The 24,022-nt window shown below is 65.6% G+C and carries 26 protein-coding genes; 15 read left to right on the forward strand and 11 right to left on the reverse strand.

Features of this window, described 5'->3' with window-relative positions; all coding sequences use genetic code 11:
• The first annotated feature begins 72 nt into the window (after positions 1 to 72).
• The gene (locus tag ABIA45_RS21845; protein WP_271538780.1) at positions 73 to 717 is read left to right on the forward strand and encodes a helix-turn-helix domain-containing protein; all 645 of its coding nucleotides are present in this window, start codon (positions 73 to 75) and stop codon (positions 715 to 717) included.
• Positions 718 to 849: 132 nt separating this feature from the next.
• Here the strand turns inward: ABIA45_RS21845 and ABIA45_RS21850 are convergent, their stop codons facing one another.
• Positions 850 to 2,115, reverse strand: a complete 1,266-nt coding sequence (locus ABIA45_RS21850) for a D-amino acid dehydrogenase (protein WP_404653584.1) — start codon at positions 2,113 to 2,115, stop codon at positions 850 to 852.
• Positions 2,116 to 2,181: 66 nt separating this feature from the next.
• On the reverse strand, positions 2,182 to 3,510 hold the full coding sequence (locus ABIA45_RS21855; RefSeq protein ID WP_404653585.1) for an aspartate aminotransferase family protein: 1,329 nt from the start codon (positions 3,508 to 3,510) through the stop codon (positions 2,182 to 2,184).
• A gap of 147 nt (positions 3,511 to 3,657) precedes the next feature.
• Between ABIA45_RS21855 and ABIA45_RS21860 the strand changes: the two genes are divergently transcribed.
• The gene (locus ABIA45_RS21860) at positions 3,658 to 4,206 is read left to right on the forward strand and encodes a cupin domain-containing protein (protein ID WP_008561958.1); all 549 of its coding nucleotides are present in this window, start codon (positions 3,658 to 3,660) and stop codon (positions 4,204 to 4,206) included.
• A gap of 102 nt (positions 4,207 to 4,308) precedes the next feature.
• On the opposite strand, the gene ABIA45_RS21865 is transcribed toward ABIA45_RS21860, so the two are convergent.
• The 3 genes from ABIA45_RS21865 to ABIA45_RS21875 are packed head-to-tail and all read right to left on the reverse strand — an operon-like array spanning position 4,309 to position 8,112.
• Complete coding sequence (locus ABIA45_RS21865; protein ID WP_404653587.1) at positions 4,309 to 6,570, reverse strand: xanthine dehydrogenase family protein molybdopterin-binding subunit; 2,262 nt, start codon at positions 6,568 to 6,570, stop codon at positions 4,309 to 4,311.
• The gene (locus ABIA45_RS21870) at positions 6,563 to 7,618 is read right to left on the reverse strand and encodes a xanthine dehydrogenase family protein subunit M (protein WP_271538790.1); all 1,056 of its coding nucleotides are present in this window, start codon (positions 7,616 to 7,618) and stop codon (positions 6,563 to 6,565) included. Before ABIA45_RS21870 ends, ABIA45_RS21865 begins: the two co-directional genes overlap by 8 nt.
• A complete protein-coding gene (locus ABIA45_RS21875) occupies positions 7,615 to 8,112 on the reverse strand; it encodes a (2Fe-2S)-binding protein (protein ID WP_271538792.1) in 498 nt (165 codons plus the stop codon). The genes ABIA45_RS21870 and ABIA45_RS21875 overlap by 4 nt, the downstream gene beginning before the upstream one ends.
• A gap of 251 nt (positions 8,113 to 8,363) precedes the next feature.
• Between ABIA45_RS21875 and ABIA45_RS21880 the strand changes: the two genes are divergently transcribed.
• The 4 genes from ABIA45_RS21880 (at position 8,364) to ABIA45_RS21895 (ending at position 10,214) form a co-directional block, all read left to right on the forward strand.
• Positions 8,364 to 9,002: a TetR/AcrR family transcriptional regulator gene (locus tag ABIA45_RS21880; protein ID WP_404653589.1), complete on the forward strand. Its 639-nt coding sequence runs from the start codon at positions 8,364 to 8,366 to the stop codon at positions 9,000 to 9,002.
• 272 nt (positions 9,003 to 9,274) lie between these two features.
• The gene (locus ABIA45_RS21885; RefSeq protein ID WP_404653590.1) at positions 9,275 to 9,526 is read left to right on the forward strand and encodes a hypothetical protein; all 252 of its coding nucleotides are present in this window, start codon (positions 9,275 to 9,277) and stop codon (positions 9,524 to 9,526) included.
• Entirely contained in the window at positions 9,523 to 9,762 is a 240-nt protein-coding gene (locus tag ABIA45_RS21890) for a hypothetical protein (RefSeq protein WP_404653591.1), read from the forward strand. The genes ABIA45_RS21885 and ABIA45_RS21890 overlap by 4 nt, the downstream gene beginning before the upstream one ends.
• A gap of 194 nt (positions 9,763 to 9,956) precedes the next feature.
• Positions 9,957 to 10,214, forward strand: a complete 258-nt coding sequence (locus ABIA45_RS21895; RefSeq protein ID WP_404653593.1) for a hypothetical protein — start codon at positions 9,957 to 9,959, stop codon at positions 10,212 to 10,214.
• Between the two features lie 148 nt (positions 10,215 to 10,362).
• Here ABIA45_RS21895 and ABIA45_RS21900 read toward each other — a convergent pair whose 3' ends face one another.
• Entirely contained in the window at positions 10,363 to 10,740 is a 378-nt protein-coding gene (locus ABIA45_RS21900; RefSeq protein ID WP_074448090.1) for a PRC-barrel domain-containing protein, read from the reverse strand.
• 222 nt (positions 10,741 to 10,962) lie between these two features.
• Between ABIA45_RS21900 and ABIA45_RS21905 the strand changes: the two genes are divergently transcribed.
• Positions 10,963 to 11,367, forward strand: coding sequence for a DUF4864 domain-containing protein (locus ABIA45_RS21905; RefSeq protein WP_404653594.1), 405 nt, complete (start codon positions 10,963 to 10,965; stop codon positions 11,365 to 11,367).
• A gap of 59 nt (positions 11,368 to 11,426) precedes the next feature.
• Here ABIA45_RS21905 and ABIA45_RS21910 read toward each other — a convergent pair whose 3' ends face one another.
• Positions 11,427 to 12,692: an MFS transporter gene (locus ABIA45_RS21910; protein WP_404653596.1), complete on the reverse strand. Its 1,266-nt coding sequence runs from the start codon at positions 12,690 to 12,692 to the stop codon at positions 11,427 to 11,429.
• Entirely contained in the window at positions 12,646 to 12,891 is a 246-nt protein-coding gene (locus ABIA45_RS21915) for a hypothetical protein (RefSeq protein ID WP_197424407.1), read from the reverse strand. The genes ABIA45_RS21910 and ABIA45_RS21915 overlap by 47 nt, the downstream gene beginning before the upstream one ends.
• Between ABIA45_RS21915 and ABIA45_RS21920 the strand changes: the two genes are divergently transcribed.
• The 8 genes from ABIA45_RS21920 (at position 12,866) to ABIA45_RS21955 (ending at position 20,220) form a co-directional block, all read left to right on the forward strand.
• Positions 12,866 to 13,288 (forward strand): hypothetical protein, encoded by a 423-nt coding sequence (locus tag ABIA45_RS21920; RefSeq protein WP_404653597.1) that lies wholly within the window; start codon positions 12,866 to 12,868, stop codon positions 13,286 to 13,288. The genes ABIA45_RS21915 and ABIA45_RS21920 overlap by 26 nt on opposite strands.
• Before the next feature lie 76 nt (positions 13,289 to 13,364).
• Positions 13,365 to 13,646 carry a hypothetical protein gene (locus ABIA45_RS21925; RefSeq protein ID WP_271538801.1) on the forward strand — a complete coding sequence of 94 codons (282 nt, stop codon included), beginning with the start codon at positions 13,365 to 13,367 and terminating at the stop codon, positions 13,644 to 13,646.
• A gap of 9 nt (positions 13,647 to 13,655) precedes the next feature.
• The gene (locus ABIA45_RS21930; RefSeq protein ID WP_404653598.1) at positions 13,656 to 15,083 is read left to right on the forward strand and encodes a TolC family protein; all 1,428 of its coding nucleotides are present in this window, start codon (positions 13,656 to 13,658) and stop codon (positions 15,081 to 15,083) included.
• A gap of 13 nt (positions 15,084 to 15,096) precedes the next feature.
• Positions 15,097 to 16,431, forward strand: coding sequence for a multicopper oxidase family protein (locus tag ABIA45_RS21935; RefSeq protein ID WP_404653599.1), 1,335 nt, complete (start codon positions 15,097 to 15,099; stop codon positions 16,429 to 16,431).
• 32 nt (positions 16,432 to 16,463) lie between these two features.
• The gene (locus tag ABIA45_RS21940) at positions 16,464 to 16,919 is read left to right on the forward strand and encodes a cupredoxin family protein (RefSeq protein ID WP_275497274.1); all 456 of its coding nucleotides are present in this window, start codon (positions 16,464 to 16,466) and stop codon (positions 16,917 to 16,919) included.
• 17 nt (positions 16,920 to 16,936) lie between these two features.
• Entirely contained in the window at positions 16,937 to 17,239 is a 303-nt protein-coding gene (locus ABIA45_RS21945; RefSeq protein ID WP_404653601.1) for a copper-binding protein, read from the forward strand.
• Between the two features lie 344 nt (positions 17,240 to 17,583).
• Complete coding sequence (gene flhA, locus ABIA45_RS21950) at positions 17,584 to 19,725, forward strand: flagellar biosynthesis protein FlhA (protein WP_271538810.1); 2,142 nt, start codon at positions 17,584 to 17,586, stop codon at positions 19,723 to 19,725.
• A gap of 294 nt (positions 19,726 to 20,019) precedes the next feature.
• Positions 20,020 to 20,220, forward strand: coding sequence for a hypothetical protein (locus tag ABIA45_RS21955; RefSeq protein WP_057027387.1), 201 nt, complete (start codon positions 20,020 to 20,022; stop codon positions 20,218 to 20,220).
• Between the two features lie 279 nt (positions 20,221 to 20,499).
• On the opposite strand, the gene ABIA45_RS21960 is transcribed toward ABIA45_RS21955, so the two are convergent.
• The 3 genes from ABIA45_RS21960 to ABIA45_RS21970 all read right to left on the reverse strand — a co-directional run bounded on the left by ABIA45_RS21960 (position 20,500) and on the right by ABIA45_RS21970 (position 24,008).
• A complete protein-coding gene (locus ABIA45_RS21960; protein ID WP_404653603.1) occupies positions 20,500 to 21,720 on the reverse strand; it encodes an NAD(P)/FAD-dependent oxidoreductase in 1,221 nt (406 codons plus the stop codon).
• A 116-nt stretch (positions 21,721 to 21,836) separates the two neighbouring features.
• A complete protein-coding gene (locus tag ABIA45_RS21965; RefSeq protein WP_404653604.1) occupies positions 21,837 to 22,796 on the reverse strand; it encodes an AraC family transcriptional regulator in 960 nt (319 codons plus the stop codon).
• A 150-nt stretch (positions 22,797 to 22,946) separates the two neighbouring features.
• The gene (locus ABIA45_RS21970; protein ID WP_404653606.1) at positions 22,947 to 24,008 is read right to left on the reverse strand and encodes an anti-sigma factor domain-containing protein; all 1,062 of its coding nucleotides are present in this window, start codon (positions 24,006 to 24,008) and stop codon (positions 22,947 to 22,949) included.
• Between the last annotated feature and the right edge of the window lie 14 nt (positions 24,009 to 24,022).

Consider the following 24,022-nt stretch of genomic DNA (forward strand, 5'->3'; position numbering starts at 1 on the left):
CACTTTTGCGAACGATGCAAGCAGTTTTCATGCACATGAAGGAAGCGGTTTGACGTGAGCGGTGGCAAAAGAATGCGCAAACCGGCCGCCGCGAAGCCGGCCATGAAAAAGCCGGCCAGGGTGAAAGCCAAACCGGCCGAGCCGGCGATGGACGTCGCAGTCGGCCGCCGCATCCGGGATCTCCGGCGGGTCAGGCAATTCTCGCTGGAGACGGTCGCCGCGCGCACGGAGCTGTCGATCGGCTTCCTCAGCCAGATCGAGCGCGGGCTGTCGTCGCCGTCGCTGCGGGTGCTGGCGACGCTTGCCGACGTGCTCGGTGTCGGCATCGCCGCATTGTTCGGCGCGAGCCCGAGCGCCGACGGCGCGTCGGATCAGGTGGTGACGCGCGGAGTGCAGCGGCCCGAATTGAAACTGTGGCGCACCGGCGTGTCCAAGCAATTGCTGAGCCCGGCGAGCAGCGACAACAAGCTCAATCTGTTTCTGGTGCATCTGGAGCCCGGCGGCTCCACCGGCGATGAGCTCTACACCCACGACGGCGAAGAGGCCGGGCTCGTGCTGGAAGGCGAGATGATGCTGACGGTGGACAGTCAGACGTGGTCGCTGAAGACGGGCGACAGTTTTAGATTTGCGAGCCGCAGGCCACACCGGTTTTCCAATCCGGCGCAGGATGCGAAGGCCGTGGTGCTGTGGGTGAATTGCGTGACGGGGGCGGGGTAGCTCTGTTATCAGACCGCGAACGCAACTCCATCGCCGTCATTGCGAACGTAGCGAAGCAATCCAGAGACTCACCGCGGAGACAGCCTGGATTGCTTCGTCGCAAGGGCTCCTCGCAATGACGCGGATAGAGCCTTAGCCGAACCGGTGCTTGTACCGCTCCACCGATAGCGCACTGACGTCGATGTCCGGCTTCTTGCCCGAGAGCATGTCGGCGAGCACGCGGCCCGAGCCGCAGGACATGGTCCAGCCCAGCGTGCCGTGGCCGGTGTTGAGGTGGAGGTTGGCGTAGTGGGTCCGGCCGATCACGGGCGGTCCATCCGGCGTCATCGGACGCAGTCCGCTCCAGAATGTCGCCTTGGACAGATCGCCGCCGCGCGGGAACAGGTCGGTCAGCGAATGATCGAGCGTGGCGCGGCGTGCGTCGTAGAGCTTGTCGGAATAGCCGGAGATTTCGGCGGTGCCGCCGACGCGGATGCGATTGCCGAGCCGGGTGATCGCGACCTTGTAGCTCTCGTCCATCACAGTCGATTCTGGCGCGCCGGAGGCGTCCTTGATCGGCACCGTGATCGAATAGCCCTTCACCGGATAGACCGGCAGCGAAATACCGAGCGGCGCCAGGAGCCGCGACGACCAGCTGCCGAGCGCGAGCACGTAAGCGTCCGCCTGCAGCAGGCCGGCGCTGGTGGCGACACCGCTGACGCGCGCGCCATCGGTGACGATACGGTCGATCGAGGTGTTGAACAGGAAGCGCACGCCGAGCGCCTGGGCGTGCCTCGCCAGCGCCTGCGTGAACATGTGGCAGTCACCGGTCTCGTCCTGCGGCAGGCGGAGCCCGCCGACGAACTTCTCCTTCACGCCGGCAAGTGCCGGCTCGACCGCAATGCAGCCCTCGCGGTTCAGCACTTCGAAGGGAACGCCGTATTGCTTGAGCACGGCGATGTCTTCGGCCGTGCCGTCGAGCTGGGCCTGGTAGCGAAACAGCTGCAGCGTGCCCTGCGAGCGCTCGTCATACTGAATGCCGATGTCGCGGCGCAGATCGCGTAAAGAGTCGCGGCTGTATTCCGCGATCGGGATCATCCGGCTCTTGTTGACTGCGTAGCGCGCGCTGGTGCAGTTGCGCAGCATCTTGAGCAGCCAGACCCACATGACCGGATCGAGCTTCGGCCGGATCACCAGCGGGCCGTGCTTCATCAACAGCCACTTGATCGCCTTCACCGGCACGCCGGGGCCGGCCCAGGGCGAGGAATAGCCGGGCGACACCTCGCCGGCATTGGCGAAGGAGGTCTCCAGTGCCGGCTCCGGCTGGCGGTCGACGACCGTCACCTCATGGCCGGCACGCGCGAGGTAGTAGGCAGAGGTGACACCGATGACACCGCTGCCGAGGGTCAGAACTTTCACGCTTCGTCAAACTCCCGCGGGGCTCGCCGCTGCAAGGACACAACTCGCTGGCGGCGAGAGCAATTATCAGGCCACCTTCTTGATGGCGTCGCCGAGCATCGAGACCATCTGGTCGATGTGGCTCTTCTCGACGATGAGCGGCGGCGACATCGCGAAGCTGTCGCCACTCATGCGCAAGTAGAGGCCGGTGTTGAAGCAATCGACCATCACGTCATAGCCGCGCGCGCCGACGACGCCGTCGCGCGGCGCCAGCTCGACCGCGCCCATCAGCCCGCAATTGCGGATGTCGACGACGTTCGGCAGGCCTTTGAGCGAATGCAGCGCATCGCGCCAGTATTCGGCGATCGAGGCACCGCGCGTGAGCAGGCCCTCGTCCTTGTAGATGTCGAGGGTCGCGATGCCGGCGGCACAGGCGGTCGGATGCGCAGAATAGGTGTAGCCGTGGAACAGCTCCATCTGGTTCTCGGGACCGACCATCAATCCGTCATGCACCTTGCGGCTCGCGAACACGGCGCCGCAGGGAATGGTGCCGTTGGTGATGCCCTTCGCAGTGGTCATCAGGTCCGGCGTGACGCCGAAGAAGTTGGCGGCGAACGGCGTGCCGAGGCGGCCGAAGCCGGTGATGACCTCGTCGAAGATCAGGAGGATGCCGTGCTTGTCGCAGATCTCGCGCAGGCGCTGCAGATAGCCCTTCGGCGGTGGCAGCACCGCGGTCGAGCCCGGCACCGGCTCGACGATGACGGCGGCGATGGTCTCGGCGCCGTGCAGCGCGACCAGACGCTCGAGATCGTCGGCGAGCTCGGCGCCGTGCTCGGGCTGGTCCTTGGCGAAGGCGTTACGGGTGAGATCGTGGGTATGGCGGATGTGGTCGACGCCCGGCAGCAGGGTGGCGAAGGCGCGGCGGTTGGCGACCATGCCACCGACCGAGGTGCCGCCGAAGCCGACGCCGTGATAGCCGCGCTCGCGGCCGATCAGGCGGGTGCGGCTGGCCTGGCCGTTGGCGCGGTGATAGGCCAGCGCGATCTTCAGTGCGGTGTCGACCGATTCGGAGCCGGAATTGGTGAAGAAGACGCGGTCGAGGCCCTTCGGCGCGATCTCGGCAAGACGCTCGGCGAAGTCGAACGCCAGCGGATGGCCCATCTGGAACGTGGGCGCGAAGTCCAGCGTCATCAGCTGCCGCTCGACCGCGGCGGCGATCTGCTTGCGGCCGTGGCCGGCATTGACGCACCAGAGCCCGGCGGAGCCGTCGATCACCTTGCGGCCGTCGACGGTGGTGTAATGCATGCCCTCGGCCGAGGAGAACAGGCGCGGCGCCTTCTTGAACTGTCGATTGGCCGTGAACGGCATCCAGAACGAGTCGGTCTTGATAGTGTTCGGAATCTGATGAAGGGTCACGGCCGCGCTCCTTTGCTGACCCGCTAGCAGAGCCACGGCTTGGAAAGCGCAACAAGTCCTTTTCTGGTAGCCTGCAAGCCATTGATTTAGTTGGGGCTCCAGGTCCATATTTGCGCGATCCGCAACACCTGCAACACGGGACAGGACATGAGCGTCGACATCGGTGGACGGCTGCGATTCATCCGGGCGCGCCACAAGCTGTCGCAGCGCGAGCTGGCCAAGCGGGCCGGCGTCACCAATTCGACCATCTCGCTGATCGAATCCAACCAGATGAACCCGTCGGTCGGCGCGCTCAAGCGCATCCTCGACGGCATCCCGATGGGGCTCGCCGAGTTCTTCGCGCTGGAGCCGGAGTCCAGGCGCAAGATCTTCTACCGCGCCGAGGAGCTGACTGAAGTGGGCAAGAAACCGATCTCGTACCGGCAAATCGGCGACAATCTGTTCGGCCGCAGCCTGCAGATCCTCAAAGAGCGCTACGAGCCCGGCAGCGACACCGGGCGCGTGCATCTCGTCCATGACGGCGAGGAGGGCGGCATCGTGATCTCAGGCAAGTTAGAGGTCACCGTCGAGGACGAGCGCCGCATCCTCAATCCCGGCGATGCCTATTATTTCGAGAGCCGCCGCCCGCACCGTTTCCGCTGCGTCGGCGGCAAGCCCTGCGAGGTGATCTCGGCCTGCACGCCGCCGACGTTCTGAAGGCGAGACCGGCGCACCCGGCGCGGCTCGCTCCCTCTCCCGCTTGCGGGAGAGGGAGCGCACCTCCGGCGTTGCAGCGATTTGGCCTCATTTCATCGCGCTTCAGAGCTGCGTCAGCAGCTCCTCGATCCGGATCGGGAATTTGCGCACGCGCACGCCAGTTGCGTGCCAGACCGCATTGGCGACCGCGCCGGCGCTGCCGGTGATGCCGATCTCGCCGACACCCTTGATGCCAAGCGCATTCACGTGCGGATCGTGCTCCTCGACGGTGATGACGTCGAGCGGCGGCACATCGGCATTCACCGGGATGTGGTACTCGCCGAGATTGGAATTCATGATCCGTCCGCTGCGCCGGTCTGTGACGGCCTCCTCATGCAGCGCGAAGGACATGCCCCAGATCATGCCGCCGAACAGCTGGCTCTGCACCATGCGCGGATTGATGATGCGGCCGGCGGCGAAGGCGCCGACCATGCGACTGACGCGGACTTGGCCCAGCTCGGGATCGACCTTTACCTCGGCGAACACTGCGCCGTGGGCATGCATCGCATATTGCTCCATCGCCGCAGGGTTCGCCGCGCCGGTGCCGCGGGCCTCGACCTCGGCAACGCCCGCGCGCGCCAGAATCCCGGCATAGCTCTCGCTGCGGCTCTCGTCGTCGCGGCGGATCAGCCTGCCGTCGCGCGCGATCACGCCGGCATTGCCGGCGCCGAACAGCGGCGAGCGCTCGTCGCTGGTGGCGAGATCGGCGAGCTTTCCGATCACGGCCGCGCCGGCGCTGTGGATCGCAGCGCCCGCCGTTGCGGTGTGCGCCGAGCCGCCCGCGATGCCGGCGTCGGGCAGGTCGGACGTGCCGGACTTGAAGTCGAGCCGGTCGATGTCGAGGCCGACGGCATCGGCCGCGATCTGCGCCAGCGCCGTCCAGGCGCCCTGCCCCATGTCGTGCGCGCCGATCTCCATCACGCCGGAGCCGTCGCGGCGGATCGCCGCGCGCGCCTCGGCTTGGAACATCAGCGCCGGGAAGGTCGCCGTGCCCATGCCCCAGCCGACCAGGAGGCCGGCATCGTCGCGCATCTGCCGCGGCTGCAGCGGACGCTTGGCCCAGCCGAAGCGCGCGGCGCCCTGCTCGTAGCAGGCCCGCAGCGCCTTGGAGGAGAAAGGCCGGCCCGTCATCGGCTCGACCTCGGTGTAGTTTGCGAGGCGGAAGGCGAGCGGATCCATGCCGCAGGCCCACGCCATCTCATCGATCGCGCTCTCGAGCGCGATCGAGCCGGTCGCCTCGCCCGGCGCTCGCATGAACAGCGGCGTGCCGGTGTTGACGCGCACGGCATCGTGCGAAGTGCGGATCGCGGGCGCCGCATAGAGCGTGTGCGAGGCGTCGGCGGCAGGCTCGTAGAAATCGTCGAAGGTGCTCGACACAGTTCGGGCGTGATGATCGAGCGCAGTCAGACGCCCCTCGCCATCGGCGCCGAGGCGGAGGCGCTGGCGCGTCGGCGCGCGGTGGCCGACCGGGCCATACATCTGCTCGCGGCGCAGCACCAGCTTGACCGGCCTGCCGACCAGCTTCGCGGCCATGACGCCGAGGATCTGCGGCCCGGTCAGGAAGCCCTTCGAACCGAAACCGCCGCCGAGGAACGGGCTGCGGATGTGAATCTTCTCCGGCGCGAGGCCGAACAGCTCGGCGACGCGGCCGCGAGCCATCACCATGGCCTGGCTCGGCGTGTCCAAGAAGAGCTTGTCACCATCCCAGCGCGCCACGATCGCGTGCGGCTCCATGGCATTGTGATATTGCGGCGGCGTCTCGTAGATCGCGTCGATCTGCTTGTCGGCCGCGGCGAGGCCCGCCTCGACATCGCCGCGATGGCTTTCCGTGGGATTACCGACGCCGACGACCGGCGGCACGAAGCTCTCGCCGGCATCGAGGCCGACGAGCGCAGGCTGCACCTCGTAAGCCGGGGCCAGCAGCGCCGCACCTTCCGTCGCGGCCTCCAGCGTCTCGGCGATCACGACCGCAATCGCCTGATTGGCGTAGCGGATATCGTTGCTCTGCAACACCTCCATCCGGAACACGAACGGATTGGTCTTGAGGTCGGGGTCGATCGCGAGCGCTGGTTTGTGGTCGGGCGTCATGACGTCGACGACGCCGGGATGGCGCTTTGCGGCAGCGACATCGAGCGAGACCACACGGCCTCGCGCGATGCTCGAGACGGCCATCACCGCAAACAACATGCCGGGTGGATGGTTGTCGGCGGCGTAAGTCGCCTGCCCCGTCACCTTGAGGATGCCGTCACGGCGGGTCAGCGGCTGGCCGATATTCGAGCCGTGCCGCAGATGCGCGGGCGCACTGGTCAAATTGAGCTCAGACATGGAGGGCTCCGGAGGTCGTGGCAAAGGGAGAGGCCGGCAGCGCGGGGATACGCGCAGGCGTCCCGGCGGCGGCCAAGGTCAGCGCGCGCACGACGATGCGGCGCGCGAGCTCGATCTTGAAGGCGTTGTCGCCCGATGGCTTCGCGCCCTCGAGCGCACGCCGGGCTGCCTCCTGGAACGCGTCGGCGGTCGGCGCGACGCCCTTGAGGACGTCTTCCGCTCCGCGTGCGCGCCAGGGCTTTGCAGCGACGCCGCCGAGCGCGAGCCGCGCCTGTGCGATTCTGCCGTTCTCGATCCGCAGCGCAGAAGCGGCCGAGACGACGGCAAAGGCATAGGAGGTGCGCTCGCGGACCTTGAGGTAACGCGCATGCGCGGAAAATCCGCGTGCGGCAGGCGGCAGGCGCACCGCGACGATGAGATCGCCAGGCTCGAGCACGGACTCACGCTCGGGCGCATCGCCGGGCAGGCGATGCAGCTCGTCGAGCGCGACATCGCGCCGGCCGCCCCTGCCCTCGATCTCGACGATGGCATCGAGCGCGACCAGCGGCACGCAGAAGTCGGAGGGGTGCGTAGCGATGCAGCTCTCGCTCCAGCCGAGCACGGCATGGCTGCGGTTCTCACCGTCGCGCGCGTCGCAGCCGGAGCCCGACTCGCGCTTGTTGCAGCGGCTGGCGGTGTCGTAGAAATACGCGCAGCGCGTCCGCTGCAACAAATTGCCGCCGACGGTGGCGGCATTGCGCAATTGAGCCGACGCTCCCGAGAGCAGCGCTTCGGCCACCGCCGGATAGGACCGCGCGAACTCCGCATCATGGGCGAGATCGGCATTGCGCACCAAGGCGCCGATGCGCAAGGACCCGTCCGCGAGAGTCTCGATTCCGTCGAGCCCATCGAGATGTGTGACGTCGACCAGCCGGTCCGGACGGCTGACGCCGCCCTTCATTAGGTCGAGCAGGTTGGTGCCCGCGGCGAGGTAGACCGCGCCCGGCTGGGCCGCGGCAGCAACGGCTTCAGTGACCGTGGCCGGCCTGACATAATCGAACTGTTTCATGCGGAGCGCCTCTGATTGGTCTCGTCCATCTGCCCTTGCGCTTCCAGCACGGCATCGACGATGCCGACGTAAGCGCCGCAGCGGCACAGATTGCCGCTCATGCATTCGCGGATGCGTTCCGGATCGTTGCCGGCTTGCGCCTCCTTGATCATGCCGATCGCGCTCATGATCTGGCCAGGCGTGCAGAAGCCGCACTGGAAGCCGTCATGGGCGATGAAGGCGGCCTGCACCGGATGCAGCTGGTCGCCGCGCGCGAGGCCTTCGATGGTGAGGATGTCGGCGCCGTCATGGCTGATGGCGAGCGCGAGACAGGAATTGATGCGCTTGCCGTCGACGAGAATGGTGCAGGCGCCGCACTGGCCGCGGTCGCACCCCTTCTTGGTTCCGGTCAGATCGAGGCGCTCACGCAGGAGATCGAGCAGCGTGACGCGCGGATCGTCGAGGACGAAGTCGCGCCGTGCACCGTTCACGGTGAGGCTGATGGAGTGGTTCATACAAGGCTCCGATCAGAAATGGACATGAGTCATCGCGCAGCGGCCACCGCCGTGGCCGCCGTCGATTGCGCGCCTTCCGATCACGATGCGGCCGACGCTCGATCGAAGATACGGAGGCACCCTCCGCTTAACAAGAGCTGCCCGGAAATATTTGGAATTGGTCAAAAGCCCTTGCGCCACCAACGCGATGCAGCCCTGCACGGGTCCGGCGAGGGTTCAATCTAACCAATTCGTGATCTACATTGCGCGCCATGGACGACCACACCGAGCAGACCCGCAAACCCCGCGCCGACGCCGTGCGCAATCGCGAGCGCGTGCTCGAAGCGGCCAAGCTGGTGTTCAGCGCCGGCGGTTCGGAGGCGAGCATGGAAGCGGTGGCGAAGCGGGCCGGCGTCGGCATCGGCACGCTGTACCGGCATTTTCCGACGCGCGAGGCCTTGTTCGAGGCGGTGTACCGCCGCGAGGTCGAGCAGCTCAGCGAGCTGGCCGAGCAGTTGAAGAATGCCAGGGACCCGGTCGAGGCGCTGCGGCGCTGGCTGCGCTCAGGGGTCGAGTTCGTTGCGACCAAGAAGGGGATGATGGCAGCGCTCGCGCTCGCGGTGCAGAGCGGGTCGGAGTTGCATGCCTTCTCCTTCGAGCGTCTGACCAAGGCGATCGGCTCGCTGCTGGACCGGGCGGTCGCAGCCGGCGAGATGCGCGCCGACATCAACCCGGAGGATCTGCTGCGCGCCTTCTTCGGCATGTGCTATGTGCACGACCAGCCCGGCTGGCAAGCGACGGCGCTGCGCCTGCTCGACGTGTTCGTCGACGGCTTGCGCGTGCCACCGCCCGGCAAGGCCAAGGCGCGCGCAGCCAAGGCGACGAAGCCCGCGATGAAGCGGAAGCGCTAGGCGCGTGTACTCATAAAAGGAAAGTCGGGTCCTGCGGGCGGAGCGGAAATCTGCTGATCGGCCGGAGCATCGTGGCTTGTGACCCAAACATTCTGGCCAGAGCCAAAATCGGACAACTCCTCGTCACACGCCAGCGGCAAAGTACCACACTCTAGAGTGTAGGGTTGTGCGCGCCAGTTAATACACGCTTAGCCTTAGTCCAGTTTAGTCCGCTCGTTGCTGCTTGCACCCGAGGCCGTATGAGTCTGTGGTCTTTCTTGTAAGAGTCGGATATGAAAATCAAACTTGCCATTGCAGCATTTGCAGTCCTCGGTGTCGCTGTTCTCGGTTATGCTTACGTGCGTAGCTATCCGCCGTTCACGTCTCAATTTGTGCAAACCTGCGAAAACGCGATTCAAGAGCGGCTGACGGATCCCTCCACCTATCAACGGATCGACCTGGAAGACTCCAGAAGAAGATCACGTGGGACGAATTTTTCGCCGAGCCGGAACGGGCCGTACCCGAGTCAACCAGAAGATTCATGATGCAATCAGCACGCCACCTGCCGGTTCAGTATGAGGCGGTGATCGATTACCAAGCTCAGGATTCCGTCGGCGCCATCATGCGAGAAAGGGCATCATGTACATTCAACTCGCTCACTGGCAGCGATGCGCCGACTCGTACATTTTGGGTGAAGATCGATGGCGAACGTAATCTGGAGTGGGCCGCCAGGCAGCCCAACGCCGCAACGCTGCACCGACGCTTGGTGAAAAATCTGTGATGCGGCGGGCCGGCTATTGGCCCGATCAACCCTTCAATTAAAACGCCAATGCTGGGCAGGATGATTTCGGCCATCGGCACTAAACAGGGTAGCGCCATTTCAACGCGCGTCGCAGGAACAGCAAAGCCACAATGATTGGGAGGTCGGCGAGCCAGAGCAAAGCTGGAACGGGCGACTGATCGTGGATGTGGGCAATGTACAACACGAGGCCCAACAGGACAGTAACCAGCTCGTTCGACACCCAATACAACGGCGAGTGGCCAGTCCCGTTGCTGCGAGTTCAGCGGCTCGTCGCGTGCTTTTGCGGCGCGCCACCAACAAAAGCCCGAAGAATGCAAGGCCGCAAGCTGACCGATATATTCGGCAACCGAATTTACGATTCGAAGTCCAGCGCCGACGGCACTGCTATCGCGCTTGATGGATATGGCTATCGCTGGTTTCGCCTCGACTGAGCCAATGACCGCGATTCATCGCAGTCGCCGCGACATGGCGCGGCGACTGAGGCCATCGAGCACCAAGCCCCCAGTCGGCCGGATCAAACCCGACAGCATCCAATGAGGGCCGGTCAATCAGTTCAGCTGTCCTGACGCGCCGCTGGCGCTATAGGCCACCTCGCCCTTCCCAGTAAGTTGGCGTCCCATAATACCGATGGGTTCGCGTTTCCCAATCCCGATCTTCCCAGGAGTCATCGCTGAACTCAGGCGCATCCCTCAGTTGTTGCTCGGTGATATTGGTTCGAAAACCGTCAAGCGACGTGTCATATTTCAGAGCGCCCCAGGGAATCGGGTAGTGGCTGTGACCCAAGCCCACAAATCCACCAAAGCTCATGACCGCATAAGCCACGCGGCCTGACACCTTGTCGATGATGAGGTGATCAATCTCGCCGATATTCGTCCCATCTGCTCCATAGACCTCGGTTCCCTCAATGTCCTCGCTTGAGATGCAGTGATGATCCGGATGTGCTGTTGCACGGGCCATGACTTTGCTCCTTGGTAAGGTGGTTTTGCCGGCTTAACTCGGCCATCGCGGAGCCGTTCCTGCCTTAGGAGAACATGTCGCAGCTGCCTGGTGTTGCGCCGCTGTCCCGGATGAGTGGGCATCTGGGAGCATTCAAATCCAGCGCGTGATATCTGAGTACACGCCCTGGCGGCACAGATGTGCTAGCATCGCCTCCGCCGGGATCTCAACGCGGAGCCTGCCATGCGCATCGCAGCCTTGCTGATCGCTCTTATCGCTGCCTGTCATCACGCAGCGTTTGCCGGCGATGTCGCGGCGGCCCAAAGCGTTATCCGCGCCCAGGAGCAGGCCTTCGTTCGCGACGATGCGGCGGCGGCCTATTCCTATGCGGCACCGGCGATCAAGGAGATCTTTCCCGCACCCGACATCTTCATGTCCATGGTGCAGAACGGCTACGCGCCGGTCTATCGTCACAAGAGTTTCGAATTTGGCGAGAGCAAGACCGATGGCGGCTGGATCGCCCAGCGCGTTCATATCATCGATGCCAATGGCGAGGCCTGGGTGGCACTCTACACGCTCGAGCAGCAGGGCGACGGCAGCTACAAGATCACCGGCTGCTCGCTGCTGAAGGCGGGACAATCGGTTTAAAGCATGATCCGGACCCGGAGGGCCGCGTTAGCGCAAAGTGTGTAGCGGTTTTCCGAACTTTAAGTGGCAAAGCCCGGGCCGGTCTTGACCGAGCCCGTCCGCGCGCGGATCAAGAGCAGCACGACGATGCCGATGTTCAGCGCGTTCCAGGCGACGCCGTTGGCGAATGCCGCCGCATACGAGCCGGTGGCATCGAAGATGACGCCGGACACCCAGCCGCCGAAGGACATGCCGAACACGGACGCAAAGATCACGATGCCGACGCGGGTCGCGGCCTCGCTCGCCGGCATCGCCTCGCGCACGATGATGGCATAGCTCGGCACGATGCCGCCCTGGAACAGGCCGAACATCGCGGAGATCAGATAGAGCGAGGTCAGGCTGTCGAAGAACAGATAGAACACAAGCGCAAAGCCCTGCGCCAGCGATCCCACCAGCAGCGTGTAGATGCCGCCGATCTTGTCGGCGAGGTAGCCCGAGCCGATCCGGCTGACGATGCCGCAGCCCATCATCAGGGACAGCATCTCGGCGCCGCGCGCGACTCCATAACCGAGATCGCCGCAATAGGCGACGATGTGCACCTGCGGCATCGCCATCGCCACGCAGCAGGAGATGCTGGCGATCGAGAGCAGCACCGTCAGCGTATTCGTCGACAGCCTGAGATCGACCCGCGGCGGCGGCGCGTTGGCATGGTCGTGGACAGTGTCGCGGCCCATCTGCGCGCGCAGGATCAGCACCAGCACCGTCATCAGGCCGGCGCAGACGATGCCGATGCCGATATGGGTGTAGCGCCAGCCGATGTCCTGCGTGCCCCAGCTCACGATCGGCGGCCACATCGCGCCGGCGACGTAATTGCCGCTGGCGACGATGGTCACCGCCAATCCGCGATAGCGCTCGAACCAGTGCGAGGCTTCGGCCATCAGTGGCGCGAAGGTCGCCGACGTCCCGAGCCCGATGAAGAAATAAGCCGTCACGAACTGCCAGAGCTGGCCCGACAGGCCCGCGAGCACATTGGAGACGCCGAGAAAGGCGATGCTGATCGCCATCGCCGGAACGATGCCGAACCGGTCGGTGATCTTGCCGGCGATCACGCCGCCAAGCCCGAAGCCGAACATCATGAGGGTGAAAGCCAGCGACACCGCGCCGCGCGTGGCAGCGAATTCGGTCTGCACCACGGGAATCACGACCACGACCGCCCACATGCCGACGGCCCCGATCGAGCCGATCAGGAGCGCAATGACGAGCCGCACCCAGGCCTGACGGGAATCAGGGGTGAAGGCGTCAGGTGTTTGCCCTGGATGATTTGGCGCGTGCACGGGCAGGACCATGTTCGCGGATCGCCGCATGGTCAACCATCTTGCTGCGATATTGGGCATGCGCGGTGCGCTGCGGTAATAAGCTCTTGGCGAATGCGTCTTTTGCCATTAGTTTGCAACAAGCGTGTGCAACATTGCCGCGCGAGGAGCCTATCGGCGGAATGTTGATGCGATTGACGCGATCGATGCGGATCAGGGTGGGGCGGATCATCGCCCTCGCCTATTTGTTCTGCGTGCTCGCGCCGGCCGCAAGCCTCGCCTGGGGCAATGCTGCGCCCTGCCTTGGCGACGATGCCCAGGCTGACCTCGTTCCGGCGCATCACCATATGGCTGCGAGCCATGATATGGCTGCGAACCCTGGCGATGTTCCGCACGAGCACGCGGGAACGCCTTCGCAGACCGCCGCGAAGGACGCACCTGCCCCGAATCATCACGACGGCAAGGGAACAGTGGGCCCGTGCTGTGCGATGATGTGCGTCAGTGCGCTGCCGGCCGATCTGCCCAGCGTCGCCACGCCGCTCCGGCCGATGTCGACCTGTGCACCCGAGATCGTGCCCAGCCTGCACAGCGCGGCGCCGCCCCAGCGCTACCGTCCTCCCATCGCCTGATCTGACATGACGGCGTCGGTTTCGATGCGCGCTTTTGCGCGCGCGAACCTGTGGTCTCCAGATCAGGAATTAAGACATGGTTGCGCTTTCCGGGGCGAAATCTGCCGCATCCTCGGTGGATGATCGACACTCACGTTTCACTTGGCTGCTGCTGGCCTTTGCCGGGCCGACGCTGTCCGGCTGCATGCCGGCAACGACGCACATGGCCAGCGCGGATCCCGCAGATCCGGCGGCGAAGGTGGCCCCCATCGGCTATCGCTCGACCATCGCGCCCTATACCAGCCTGCGGCCTGCGACCCCGGCACCATGGCGTGGCCGCAACGAGGCGGTGACGCCGCAGCCGAAGCAAGAGCGGTAGGAGCGCGCCATGACACAGCATTTTGCGCGAGGCCTGCTCGTGCTCGCCGCGCTCGGTCTTTCCGGCTGCGCCGCGTTCTCGCCCGACAGCGGCATGAGCGCGGTCTCGGATCTGACGAGCCAGGCCATCAACAAGGACGTCGCCTTCGTGCGCTCGGCCGAGGGCGCCGCCGCGGTCGATGCCCGCGTCCGCCCGCTGCTCTCGCGCACGCTCAGCGTTGACGCCGCCGTGGAGATCGCGCTGCTCAACAACAAGGGACTGCAGGCCGCCTACAACGAGCTGGCGCTGGCGGAGACCGAGCTGGTCGAGCAGAGCCTGCCGGCCAATCCGGTGTTCGCAATCTCCCGCATCACCGGCAATGGCGCCAGCGAGATCGAGCGCCAGGTGGTCGGCGACATCCTCGCGCTCGCCACCCTGCCGTTCCGGTCCGAGATCGCCCGCGAACGCTTCCGCGGAGCGCAGCTGCGCGCGGCGCTGGCGACGCTACGGCTCGCCTCGGACGTGCGCCGCGCCTATGTCCGTGCGGTTGCCGCCAACGAGATGGTGGGGCTGCTGACCGACGCGAAGGCGACGGCGGAATCGACCGCACAGCTCGCGCTCAAGCTCGGCGAGACCGGCTCGCTCAACAAGCTCGATCAGGCCCGTGAGCAGGTGTTCTATGCCGAGACCACCGCCGACCTCGCCACCGCGCGGCAGATGGCGGGAAGCGCGCGCGAAAGGCTGGCGCGCCTGATGGGGCTGTGGGACGACGGTCTCGACTTCCGCCTGCCCAATCAACTGCCGCCATTGCCGCGCCGGCCGCTGGCGCTGCCCACGATCGAAGCCGATGCGGTGGCGCATCGCCTCGACCTGCAGATCGCGCGGCTGGAGCTGGCGGCGCTGGCGAAGGCGCTGAACCTAACCGAGGCGACGCGCTTCGTGACGCTGCTCGATGTCGCCGGCATCTCCCGTCGCACCCAGGATCCGGAAGGGCCGCCGTTTCGCGAGCGCGGCTTCGACCTGACGTTCCAAATTCCGATCTTCGACGGCGGCGAGGTGCGCGTGCGCCAGGCGGCGGAGACCTACAACCTCGCCTTCAACCGCCTGACCGAGCGGGCCGTCAATGTTCGGTCCGAGGCGCGCGACGCCTATCGCGTCTACCGCTCCACCTACGACATCGCCGGCCACTACCAGCGCGAGATCATCCCGTTGCGCAAGATCATCACCGAGGAGATGCAGCTGCGCTTCTCCAGCATGCAGGTCGACATCTTCGCGTTGCTCACCGAAGCGCGACAGCGCCTCGCGGCGCTGCGCAGCGCGATCGACGCCAGGCAGAGATTCTTCCTCGCCCAGGCCGACCTGCAGACCGCCGTCAACGGCGGCGGTCTGCCCGCCGCCGTTGGCGACAATCCAACCACCGTTGCCGCGGCAGCTCCTGCCGAAGGCGGCGGCCACTGAGACGGAGGCCAAGATGTTTTCCCGCCGAGGATTTTTAGGCACCGCCGCGCTTGTTGGCGCATCCGCCATTCAAGGCCGTGTCCAGGCCGCGTCGATTCCGGAAGCACCCACCATGGACAAGGTGGTGATGCAGCCGCCGCTGCATCCGAGCAGCGGCCCGGACTATCGACCCGTGGTCACGCTGAACGGCTGGTCGCTGCCGTTCCGCATGAACGGCGACTGGAAGGAATTCCATCTCGTCGCCGAGCCGGTGGTGCGCGAGTTCGCGGAAGGAATGAAGGTGAATTTGTGGGGCTACAACGGGCAATCGCCGGGCCCGACCATCGAGGCGGTCGAGGGCGACAAGGTCCGCATCTTCGTCACCAACAGACTGCCCGAATACACCACGGTGCACTGGCACGGCATGATCATCCCGAGCGGCATGGACGGCGTCGGCGGATTGACCCAGCCGCACATCCAGCCCGGCAAGACCTTCGTCTACGAGTTCGAGATGAAGAAGAGCGGAACCTTCATGTACCATCCGCATTCCGACGAGATGGTGCAGATGGCGATGGGCATGATGGGCATGTTCATCGTGCACCCGCGCGACCCGAACTTCCGCGCCGTCGACCGCGACTTCGTGTTCGTGATGAGCACCTATCGCGTCGACCCCGGCACCTATCTGCCGCACGTCAACGAGATGACGGATTTCAACATGTGGACCTGGAACGCGCGGGTCTTTCCTGGCATCGATCCGCTGCCGGTCAGGCTCGGCGACAAGGTGCGCGCGCGCATCGGCAATCTCAGCATGACCAACCATCCGATCCATTTGCATGGCCACAGCTTCGCGGTGACATGCACCGATGGCGGCTGGATTCAGGAGAGCGCGCAGATCCCGGAGACGACCACCGACGTCCCGGTCGGCGCCATCAGGGTGTTCGACGTGCTCGCCGACAATCCCGGCGACTGGGCGTTCCACTGCCACAAATCGCACCACACCATGAATTCGATGGGACACGACGTGCGCAACCTGATCGGCGTGTCGCGCAAGGATCTCGCCAAAGCCGTCGGCAAGCTCGCGCCCGACGGTATGGCCATGGGCTCGACCGGCATGGCGATGGGCAACATGGAGATGCCCGCGCCCGACAACACGCTGCCGATGATGACAGGCACCGGCCAGTTCGGGCCGATCGAGATGGGCGGCATGTTCACCGTGATGAAGATCCGCGAAGACCTCGCGCGCGACGATTACCGCGACCCCGGTCCGTACAAATTCCCGCCGGGCACCGTCGCCTACGAAGTCGCCGCACCCGCCCCGGAGCCGGCGCGACAGAAATCCGGCAGTCCGCCGATGAAGCACAAGATGTGAGCGTTTCGATGAACCACCAACCGGAGACTACGATGAAGACCACGATCAAGCTCGCCCTCGCGCTGGCTGCACTTTCGATCGCGCCGGCCTTTGCGCACGACAAGCACGGGCACGGAAACTATTCAGCCGGCGAGCCCGGCGATCCCAAGAAGCCCGCGCGCACCATCGAGATCCTGATGAACGAGATGGACTACACGCCCGCGAAAATCGAGGTGAAGCGCGGCGAGCAGATCCGATTCGTGCTGCGCAATGTCGGCAAGGAGGACCACGAATTCCTGCTGGCCACACCTAAGGAGAATCTCGCGCATGCGGAGCAGATGAAGAAGCATCCGCACATGGAGCACGACGAGCCCAATGCGGCGCGGCTTGCCCCAAAAAAGACGACAGAGATCCTCTGGAAGTTCAGCAAAGCCGGCACGTTCGAATATTCGTGCCTCATTCCCGACCATCGCGAGTACGGCATGGTCGGCCAGGTCACCGTGAAGTAACGCGAAAGGAGATCCACATGAACCGCATCATCCGTATCGGTTCGGCGCTGGCGCTGACCCTCGGCCTTGCGACTGCGACCCTCGCCGCCGAGGGCGCCGCGATCAGCGGCGAGGTGAAGAAGATCGACGAAGGCGCCGGCAAGATCACGCTCAAGCACGGACCGGCGAAGAGCCTCGGCATGGAGGACCCCATGACCATGGTCTATCGCGTCAAGGACGCGGCGATGCTCAAGCAGGTGAAGGTCGGCGACAAGATCACCTTCGAGGCCGAGGAAGCGGCGTCGGGCTACACGGTGACCAAGATGCAGAAGGCGAAGTAGAGGTCCCTCTGTCATTCCGGGGCGCGCGCAGCGCGAGCCCGGAATCCATTCAACCACCTACTCCGCCGCACGATGGATTCCGGGTTCGCCCTCCGGGCGCCCCGGAATGACGACCTTAGGTCTCCGAAACATCCCCGGGGCCACCCCTCCCACGCCCTCTGTTAACCCTTTGCTAACCATACACCGGGCAAAAATTGCCGGGTGAAGTCGAGTGTCGTCAGCCGCGTAGAACGGGAGCTCCCGTGGACGCCAGTGCGGTGCCTCACTTTCGGAACGGCGGCCCGTCGGCCGCCGCGCAGACGTTTGGGGCGCGCGGACGGCAGGCGCGCGGGGAGGCAGCTACCATGGTCGACGTCACCGCGGGACAGGGCGTAGGCGGCGCGAAGCCCGGCATCCCCTCCCTCAACGACATCGTCACCGTCCTCAAGCGCGGCGACATCGCGCTGGCGCTCGGCATCCTCACTATCCTGGTGGTGCTGATCCTGCCCCTGCCGGCGATCGTGCTCGACGTGTTCCTGGCGATCTCGATCACCCTGTCGATCCTGATCCTGATGACGTCGCTGTTCATCCAGACGCCGCTGGAGTTCTCGGCCTTCCCGACCGTCCTGCTGATCTCGACCATGCTGCGGCTGTCGCTCAACATGGCCTCGACCCGCCTGATCCTGTCGCACGGGCACGAGGGCACGGCCGCGGCCGGTCACGTCATCGAAGCCTTCGGCAACTTCGTGATGGGCGGCAATTTCGTCATCGGCATCATCGTCTTCGCCATCCTGATCATCGTCAACTTCGTCGTCATCACCAAGGGTTCGGGCCGCATCGCCGAGGTCGCCGCGCGCTTCCACCTCGATGCCATGCCCGGCAAGCAGATGGCGATCGACGCCGACCTCTCCGCCGGCCTGATCGACGAGAAGGTCGCCAAGGAGCGGCGCAAAGAGCTGGAGGACGAGAGCGGCTTCTTCGGCGCCATGGACGGTGCCTCCAAGTTCGTCCGGGGCGACGCGATCGCCGGCCTCCTGATCGTCTTCATCAACGTCGTCGGCGGCATGATCATCGGCGTCGCGCAGCAGGGCATGTCCTTCGCCGACGCCGGCCGCACCTACACGCTGCTGACCGTCGGTGACGGTCTCGTCACCCAGGTGCCGGCGCTGATCGTCTCGACCGCGGCCGGCCTGCTCGTCTCCAAGGCCGGCGTCTCCGGCGCCGCCGACAAGGCGCTGATGAAGCAGTTCTCCGGCTATCCGCAGGCGCTGGCGATGTCCTCGGCGGTGATGCTGGTGCTGGCGGCGCTGCCGGGCATTCCGACCCTTCCCTTCCTCGCGCTCGGCGCCGGCGCCGGCGCGCTGGCCTGGAACGCGCGCAACCGCAACCGGGTGACGGCCAAGGCCGAAGCGGCCGCCCAGGCCGCGCCCGCTCCGGGAACGCCGGGTGCGCCAGGGGCTGCCGCGACGGAAGAGCCGATCTCGGCCGCGCTCAAGATCGACGACCTCAAGATCGAACTCGGCTACGCCCTGCTGCCGCTGGTCAACGGCCCGGACGGCACCGACCGACTCACCGAGCAGATCAAGGCGCTGCGCCGTTCGCTCGCGATCGAGATGGGTTTCGTCATGCCGGCGGTGCGCATCCTCGACAACGTCCAACTCGAGGCCAACACCTACATCATCAAGATCAAGGAGGTCGACGCCGGCACCGGCAAGATCTGGCCGAACCAGTTCATGGTCATGGACCCCGGTGGCAGCCAGGTGCAGGTGCCCGGCATCCACACCACCGAGCCGACCTTCGGCCTGCCCGCGACCTGGGTCGATGCCAGCCTCAAGGAAGAGGCCTCGCTCAAGGGCTACACCGTCGTCGACGCCGCGACCGTGCTCTCGACCCATCTCACCGAGCTGCTCAAGGCCAACATGTCGGACCTGTTATCCTACGGCGAGGTGCAGAAGCTGCTCAAGGAGCTGCCGAAGGAGCAGAGCGAGCTGGTCAAGGACATCGTCCCCGGCCAGGTCACGGTCTCCGGCATCCAGCGCGTGCTGCAGCTGCTGCTCGCCGAGCGCATCTCGATCCGCGACCTCTCGACCATCCTCGAAGGCATCGCGGATTCGCTCGCCTTCTCGCGCAACCCCGCGACCATGGTCGAGCACGTCCGCGCCCGCCTGGCGCGGCAGATTTGCGCGCAGAACACCTCGTATGCCGGCTATCTGCCGCTGATCGCGCTGTCGGCGAAATGGGAGCAGGCTTTTGCCGAATCCATCATCGGCCAGGGCGAGGAGCGGAGCCTTGCCATGCAACCCTCGAAACTCTCGGAATTCATGACTGCCGTGCGCGAGGCCTTTGAGCGCGCCGCCCGCGAAGGCGAGGCGCCGGTGCTGGTCACCTCCGCTTCCATACGGCCCTTCGTGCGCTCCCTGGTGGAACGGTTCCGGGCCCAGACCACCGTGCTGTCGCAGGCGGAAATCCACCCCAGGGCGAGGCTGAAAACCGTCGGAAGCATCTGATTTGCCTTAAGAAGCCGTGTGTTTTTCAGCCACAGGCAAATGGTTTTTGAGTTCCTGGCGCCTTGTCGACCAAGGCCTCAAAAGCCCGGCAATAGGCTCATTACAGCATTGAAATAATTATATAAAAGAACGATCAAGGGCCGCCTTTGATCGCGATCTATCACGTCATATCACGCCCTTGTGATGGCCCCTTGGGAACGAATCCCCCCAATACTAGGTTGATGGGCACCGGAAGCATGAACCTGCCTCAAACGGCCGGCGACTACTTCGGGTAGATGGCGGCAGGAGGCTTCCATGAACCACTCGATCTACAGCGCAGATCGCGCGACCCATTTGAAAATCGTGGTCGTCGCCCTCGTCGCAGGGGTTGCGGTGGCTGGCCTCGGCATCACGGCACGCTCGGGTTCGGATGAAGGCCTGACCCAGACCGCCCACGTCATCAAGGCCGGCAAGCCGGTCGTTGTCACCAGTTCGAACGCGTCCCTCGTTCGCTAAGGAGATCTGACGAGTTTTGTGAATTCACGCGGCTCTTTACCAGCCCCCCAAAGTCGCCACGTGGATATGTAGACGACCCCAACCCCAAGTCGACTACAGAAAGCGCCCGCCCCCCACGGGCGCTTTCCCATTTCTGGTACCTCGTCATTGCGAGCGCACGCGCGTCCAGTTCGTCATTGCGAGCGCAGCGAAGCAATCCAGACTGCCTCCGCGGAAAGACTCTGGATTGCTTCGCTGCGCTCGCAATGACGGAGCAAGCGCCACGGCCCTGCCTGCCAACTACCTTCCCCCATACGTCGGCGGCGGCGCCTGCACGGTCGGAGCGGCCGCGGCAAACAGCTCGTCCTTGCGCCCCGAGAGCGGCGGATAGATGCGCTTGCGGTTGATGGTCTCTTTGGTCGCCTTTGCCTCCGCGCCTGTGGCACGGACCTCGCGATTCCATCCTTCCGTATAGAGCGCGCCCCAGCCGCCGAGATCGAGCACAGTGACGTACCAGTCGATCCGCAGCGGCAGCATGGGCAAGCCGACGAGATCGGCGACCACGTTGTGGCCGGCGAAGCGGCCCATGGGACGGGCGAACTGACAGGACATCACCGTCGGATGCAGCCCGTCGATCACGCTCGAGGCGACGTCGCCGGCCGCGAACACGCCGTCGACATCGGCCACGCGCATGAAGGGATCGACGAGGAGACGCCCGAGGGAATCGCGCCCGCCCGGAAAGTTCGCCGCCAAAGGGCTTGCCCGCATGCCCGCGCACCAGATCACCGTCCGTGTCGGAATGAATTCGCCCGAGCTCAGGCGCATGCCCGCGGCCTCGATCGCGGCGACACGCACGCCGAGCCGCGTCTCGATGTCGAGCGAAGCCAGGGCCGTCTCGATCACCGGGCGCGCGTTCGCGCCGATGCTGGCGCCGACGCTCGGATTGGGATCGACGAGGATGATGCGGCGGCGGCCGGTGATCCCTGCGCGCGCCAACTGGTCCGGCATCTCAGCTGCGACTTCGATGCCGGTGAAGCCGGCGCCGACCACAACCACCGTTGAATGGCCTGGAGACGGCGCGCTGCGTCCGAGCGAAACCAGATGATCTTCAAGGCGGAGCGCCGCGGCATAGGTGTCGACGTCGAAGGCGTGTGCGGCCAGGCCGGGAATGTCGGGGCGCATCACCGCGCTGCCGAGCGCCAGCACGAGGCGGTCATAGTGCAGCGTCTCCTTGCCGGCGCTGGTGACGAGCGAGATTTCGCGCCGGGCCGGATCGATCGCCTCGACCTCGCCAAGGCCGTGGCTGACGCCGATCGGATCGAGCAATTGCGGAAGCGGAAGCGCGACCTCGGCGAGATCGGCCTCGTAATTGCGCACGCGGATATTGTGATAGGGGTTTCGGTCGACGAGACGGATCTCGATGTCGCGCTCGCTCGCACCGATCTCCTCGCGCTTGCGCGCGGCGCCGATGGCCGCCCACAAGCCCGCAAACCCGGCGCCGAGCACGACTATACGCGCCATCTCCGCCTACTGCGCTTTCCAGAGAAAACCTGCGGCCTGCCCGCGGAGACAGACTAGCTCAACAACAGGCGCCGACCAAATGCGGCAGCGTCCGCGCCGCTGCACAAAATCGCGATTTACGCCTCGCGCAACTCCGACGGCGTCGCGCCAAAGCGCTTGCGGAAGGCGCGGTTGAAGTAGGACAGATCGGAGAAGCCGGAGGAATGCGCGATGTCGCTGATCTTGCGCATCCTGGCGCGGGGATCGCCGAGCAGCTTGCGCGCATGGAGCAGGCGCTGCTCCAGCACGAATTCGGTGAAGGTCGTGCCGGCCTGCTCGAACAGGCGCTGGGCCTGGCGCGGGCTCAAGCCGGAGCGCGTCGCAATTTCGGCGAGGCAGAGATCGTTGCGGCCGAGCGCGGCCATCACGTCGGCGCGCATGAGATCGAGGCGCGCCGCCGCCTGCCCGCGACCGCGTGCGCGGCTTGCGTGCTCGGCATCGGTGCCGAGCAGGAGACCGACGAGATCGACCATGTGCTGCGCGGTCAGGCGCTGGCCGACCGCATCGAGATGCGGCGCGTGATTGGCGGCGATCGCGTGGTAGCGGAAGATGGTCTCGGCGACCGCGCCGTCGACGAGCACCTGCGAGAGCTTGTCCTCGGCGCGCGGATTGATGTCGAGCAGTGCACGGCGCGGCATGCGAATGCTGGTGAAGCGGTCGGCCTCGGTGTGGCCGACGGTCCCGGTCACGCTCATGTCGACGAGCACCATCTGGGCGGGCGCGAGCTCGACGGTGTGGCCGTTCTGCCCGACGCGGACGAGCCCTGCGTGGGCCGCGATCAGGACGAGATCGTCGCTGCCGTCGGCAAGTTGGCTCTGCGTGCGGGAATATTGCGCCGAGGCGCCTTCCGGAATGGCGAGCGTGATGTTGTCGACGACGCTGATCTGCAGCCGGCAATCGATGCTGTCGCCATGGCTCGGCCCGATATCGAGGCCGCAGCGACCGACGGCCCGCTCGCGCCAATGCTCGAAGGCCGGACCGTGCGGCAGGCCTGCATATTGGTGAAGGAAGATGCCCGGCGTTCTCGCTGCATCCATCTGATTTTCTCGCCCTTTCCGGCATCACCGACTTCAAATTCCGGGGATTTGACGCCGCGCAGCGAGCGGAGGTTCAAATCGGGAGCGGATTCGGGGGCACTTGTCGGGCTGCGACAGCGGGATGGACCGTGGCGACAGTCGCCGTGGCACCTATTTCTGCGCGGGCGCCTGCGGTTGGGACGGCGGCACGGTCTCGATCAGCTTGCCGGAAAACACCGGGGCGGAGGTCGGCTGGCCGTTCGGCGAGCCGCCCGCCTGCTCGACGGTGACGGCGAAGGTCGCGCTATTGACGACCTCGGCATCGTAGGAGGCGAGCAGTGGACGCGCGGTGAAATCGCCGGCGCCGATCACGCCGAGCGAGCGCGGGCGCGGCAGCTTGTCCGAGATCAGCCAGAGCTCGAAGCTCTTGCCGGGCTCCGGCGTCGCGCCGACCTTCCGCACCGTGAAATTCCGCGTCGCGCCGTCGATGGTGAGGATGAAGGCGGGACCGCCGCCCGAGCCCTGCAACAGCGCGACATATTGCGCGGAGGCGGCGAGCGGCGCGGCCGGCGTCTTCACCTCCACCGTCTGGATGCGCGGCGGAGGACGCAAGGCGCCCGGCAGCGCATCGGGCAGGAAGATCTGCAGCGACAGCGTCACGAGCAGCGCAGCCGCGAGCGCACTGAGCACCGATGCGACGGTGCGCCAGCGCTTCACCCGGCCCTCGAGTCGAATCACATTGCTGTCGTCGGCGAGCGGCGCTTGGGGCGCACGGACGACGTTGGCATCCGGCGCATGGACTTGCGGGATGAATTGCGGCGCGATGTCCGGAAGAGCATCAGGATCGGGACGCGGCGCCTCAGGCGGCCCGTCTTCGGGCTGCAGCATCTCCGGCGGCTGCGAACTCTCGGGCGGAGACTCCGCAGGTCGACGCGAGAACGTCTCGGGCACAGGCGGCTGTGGTGGCGCCGAAGCTTCGGCAGGCGCAGGCGGCTCCTGCGCGGCGGTCGTGCGCGCGATCTCCGCCCTGATGTTCTCCCACACGATCGGACGCGGCTCGACCGAGCCGACCATCTGGTTGAGCACGCCGAGCCGATAGGCCCAGGCCTGCACGATCTCGGCGAACGCCGGGTCCACCGCCATCATGGTCTCGACCTGCGCGCGCTCGTCGGCGCCGAGCGTTCCGAGCGCATATTCCGCGGCGAGCGCGATATGGTCCTCCGTGTAGGCCATCAATTGCAGTCCAG

This window comes from Bradyrhizobium sp. USDA 336, from assembly GCF_044908355.1.
In the GTDB taxonomy this organism is placed as follows: Bacteria; Pseudomonadota; Alphaproteobacteria; order Rhizobiales; family Xanthobacteraceae; genus Bradyrhizobium; species Bradyrhizobium yuanmingense.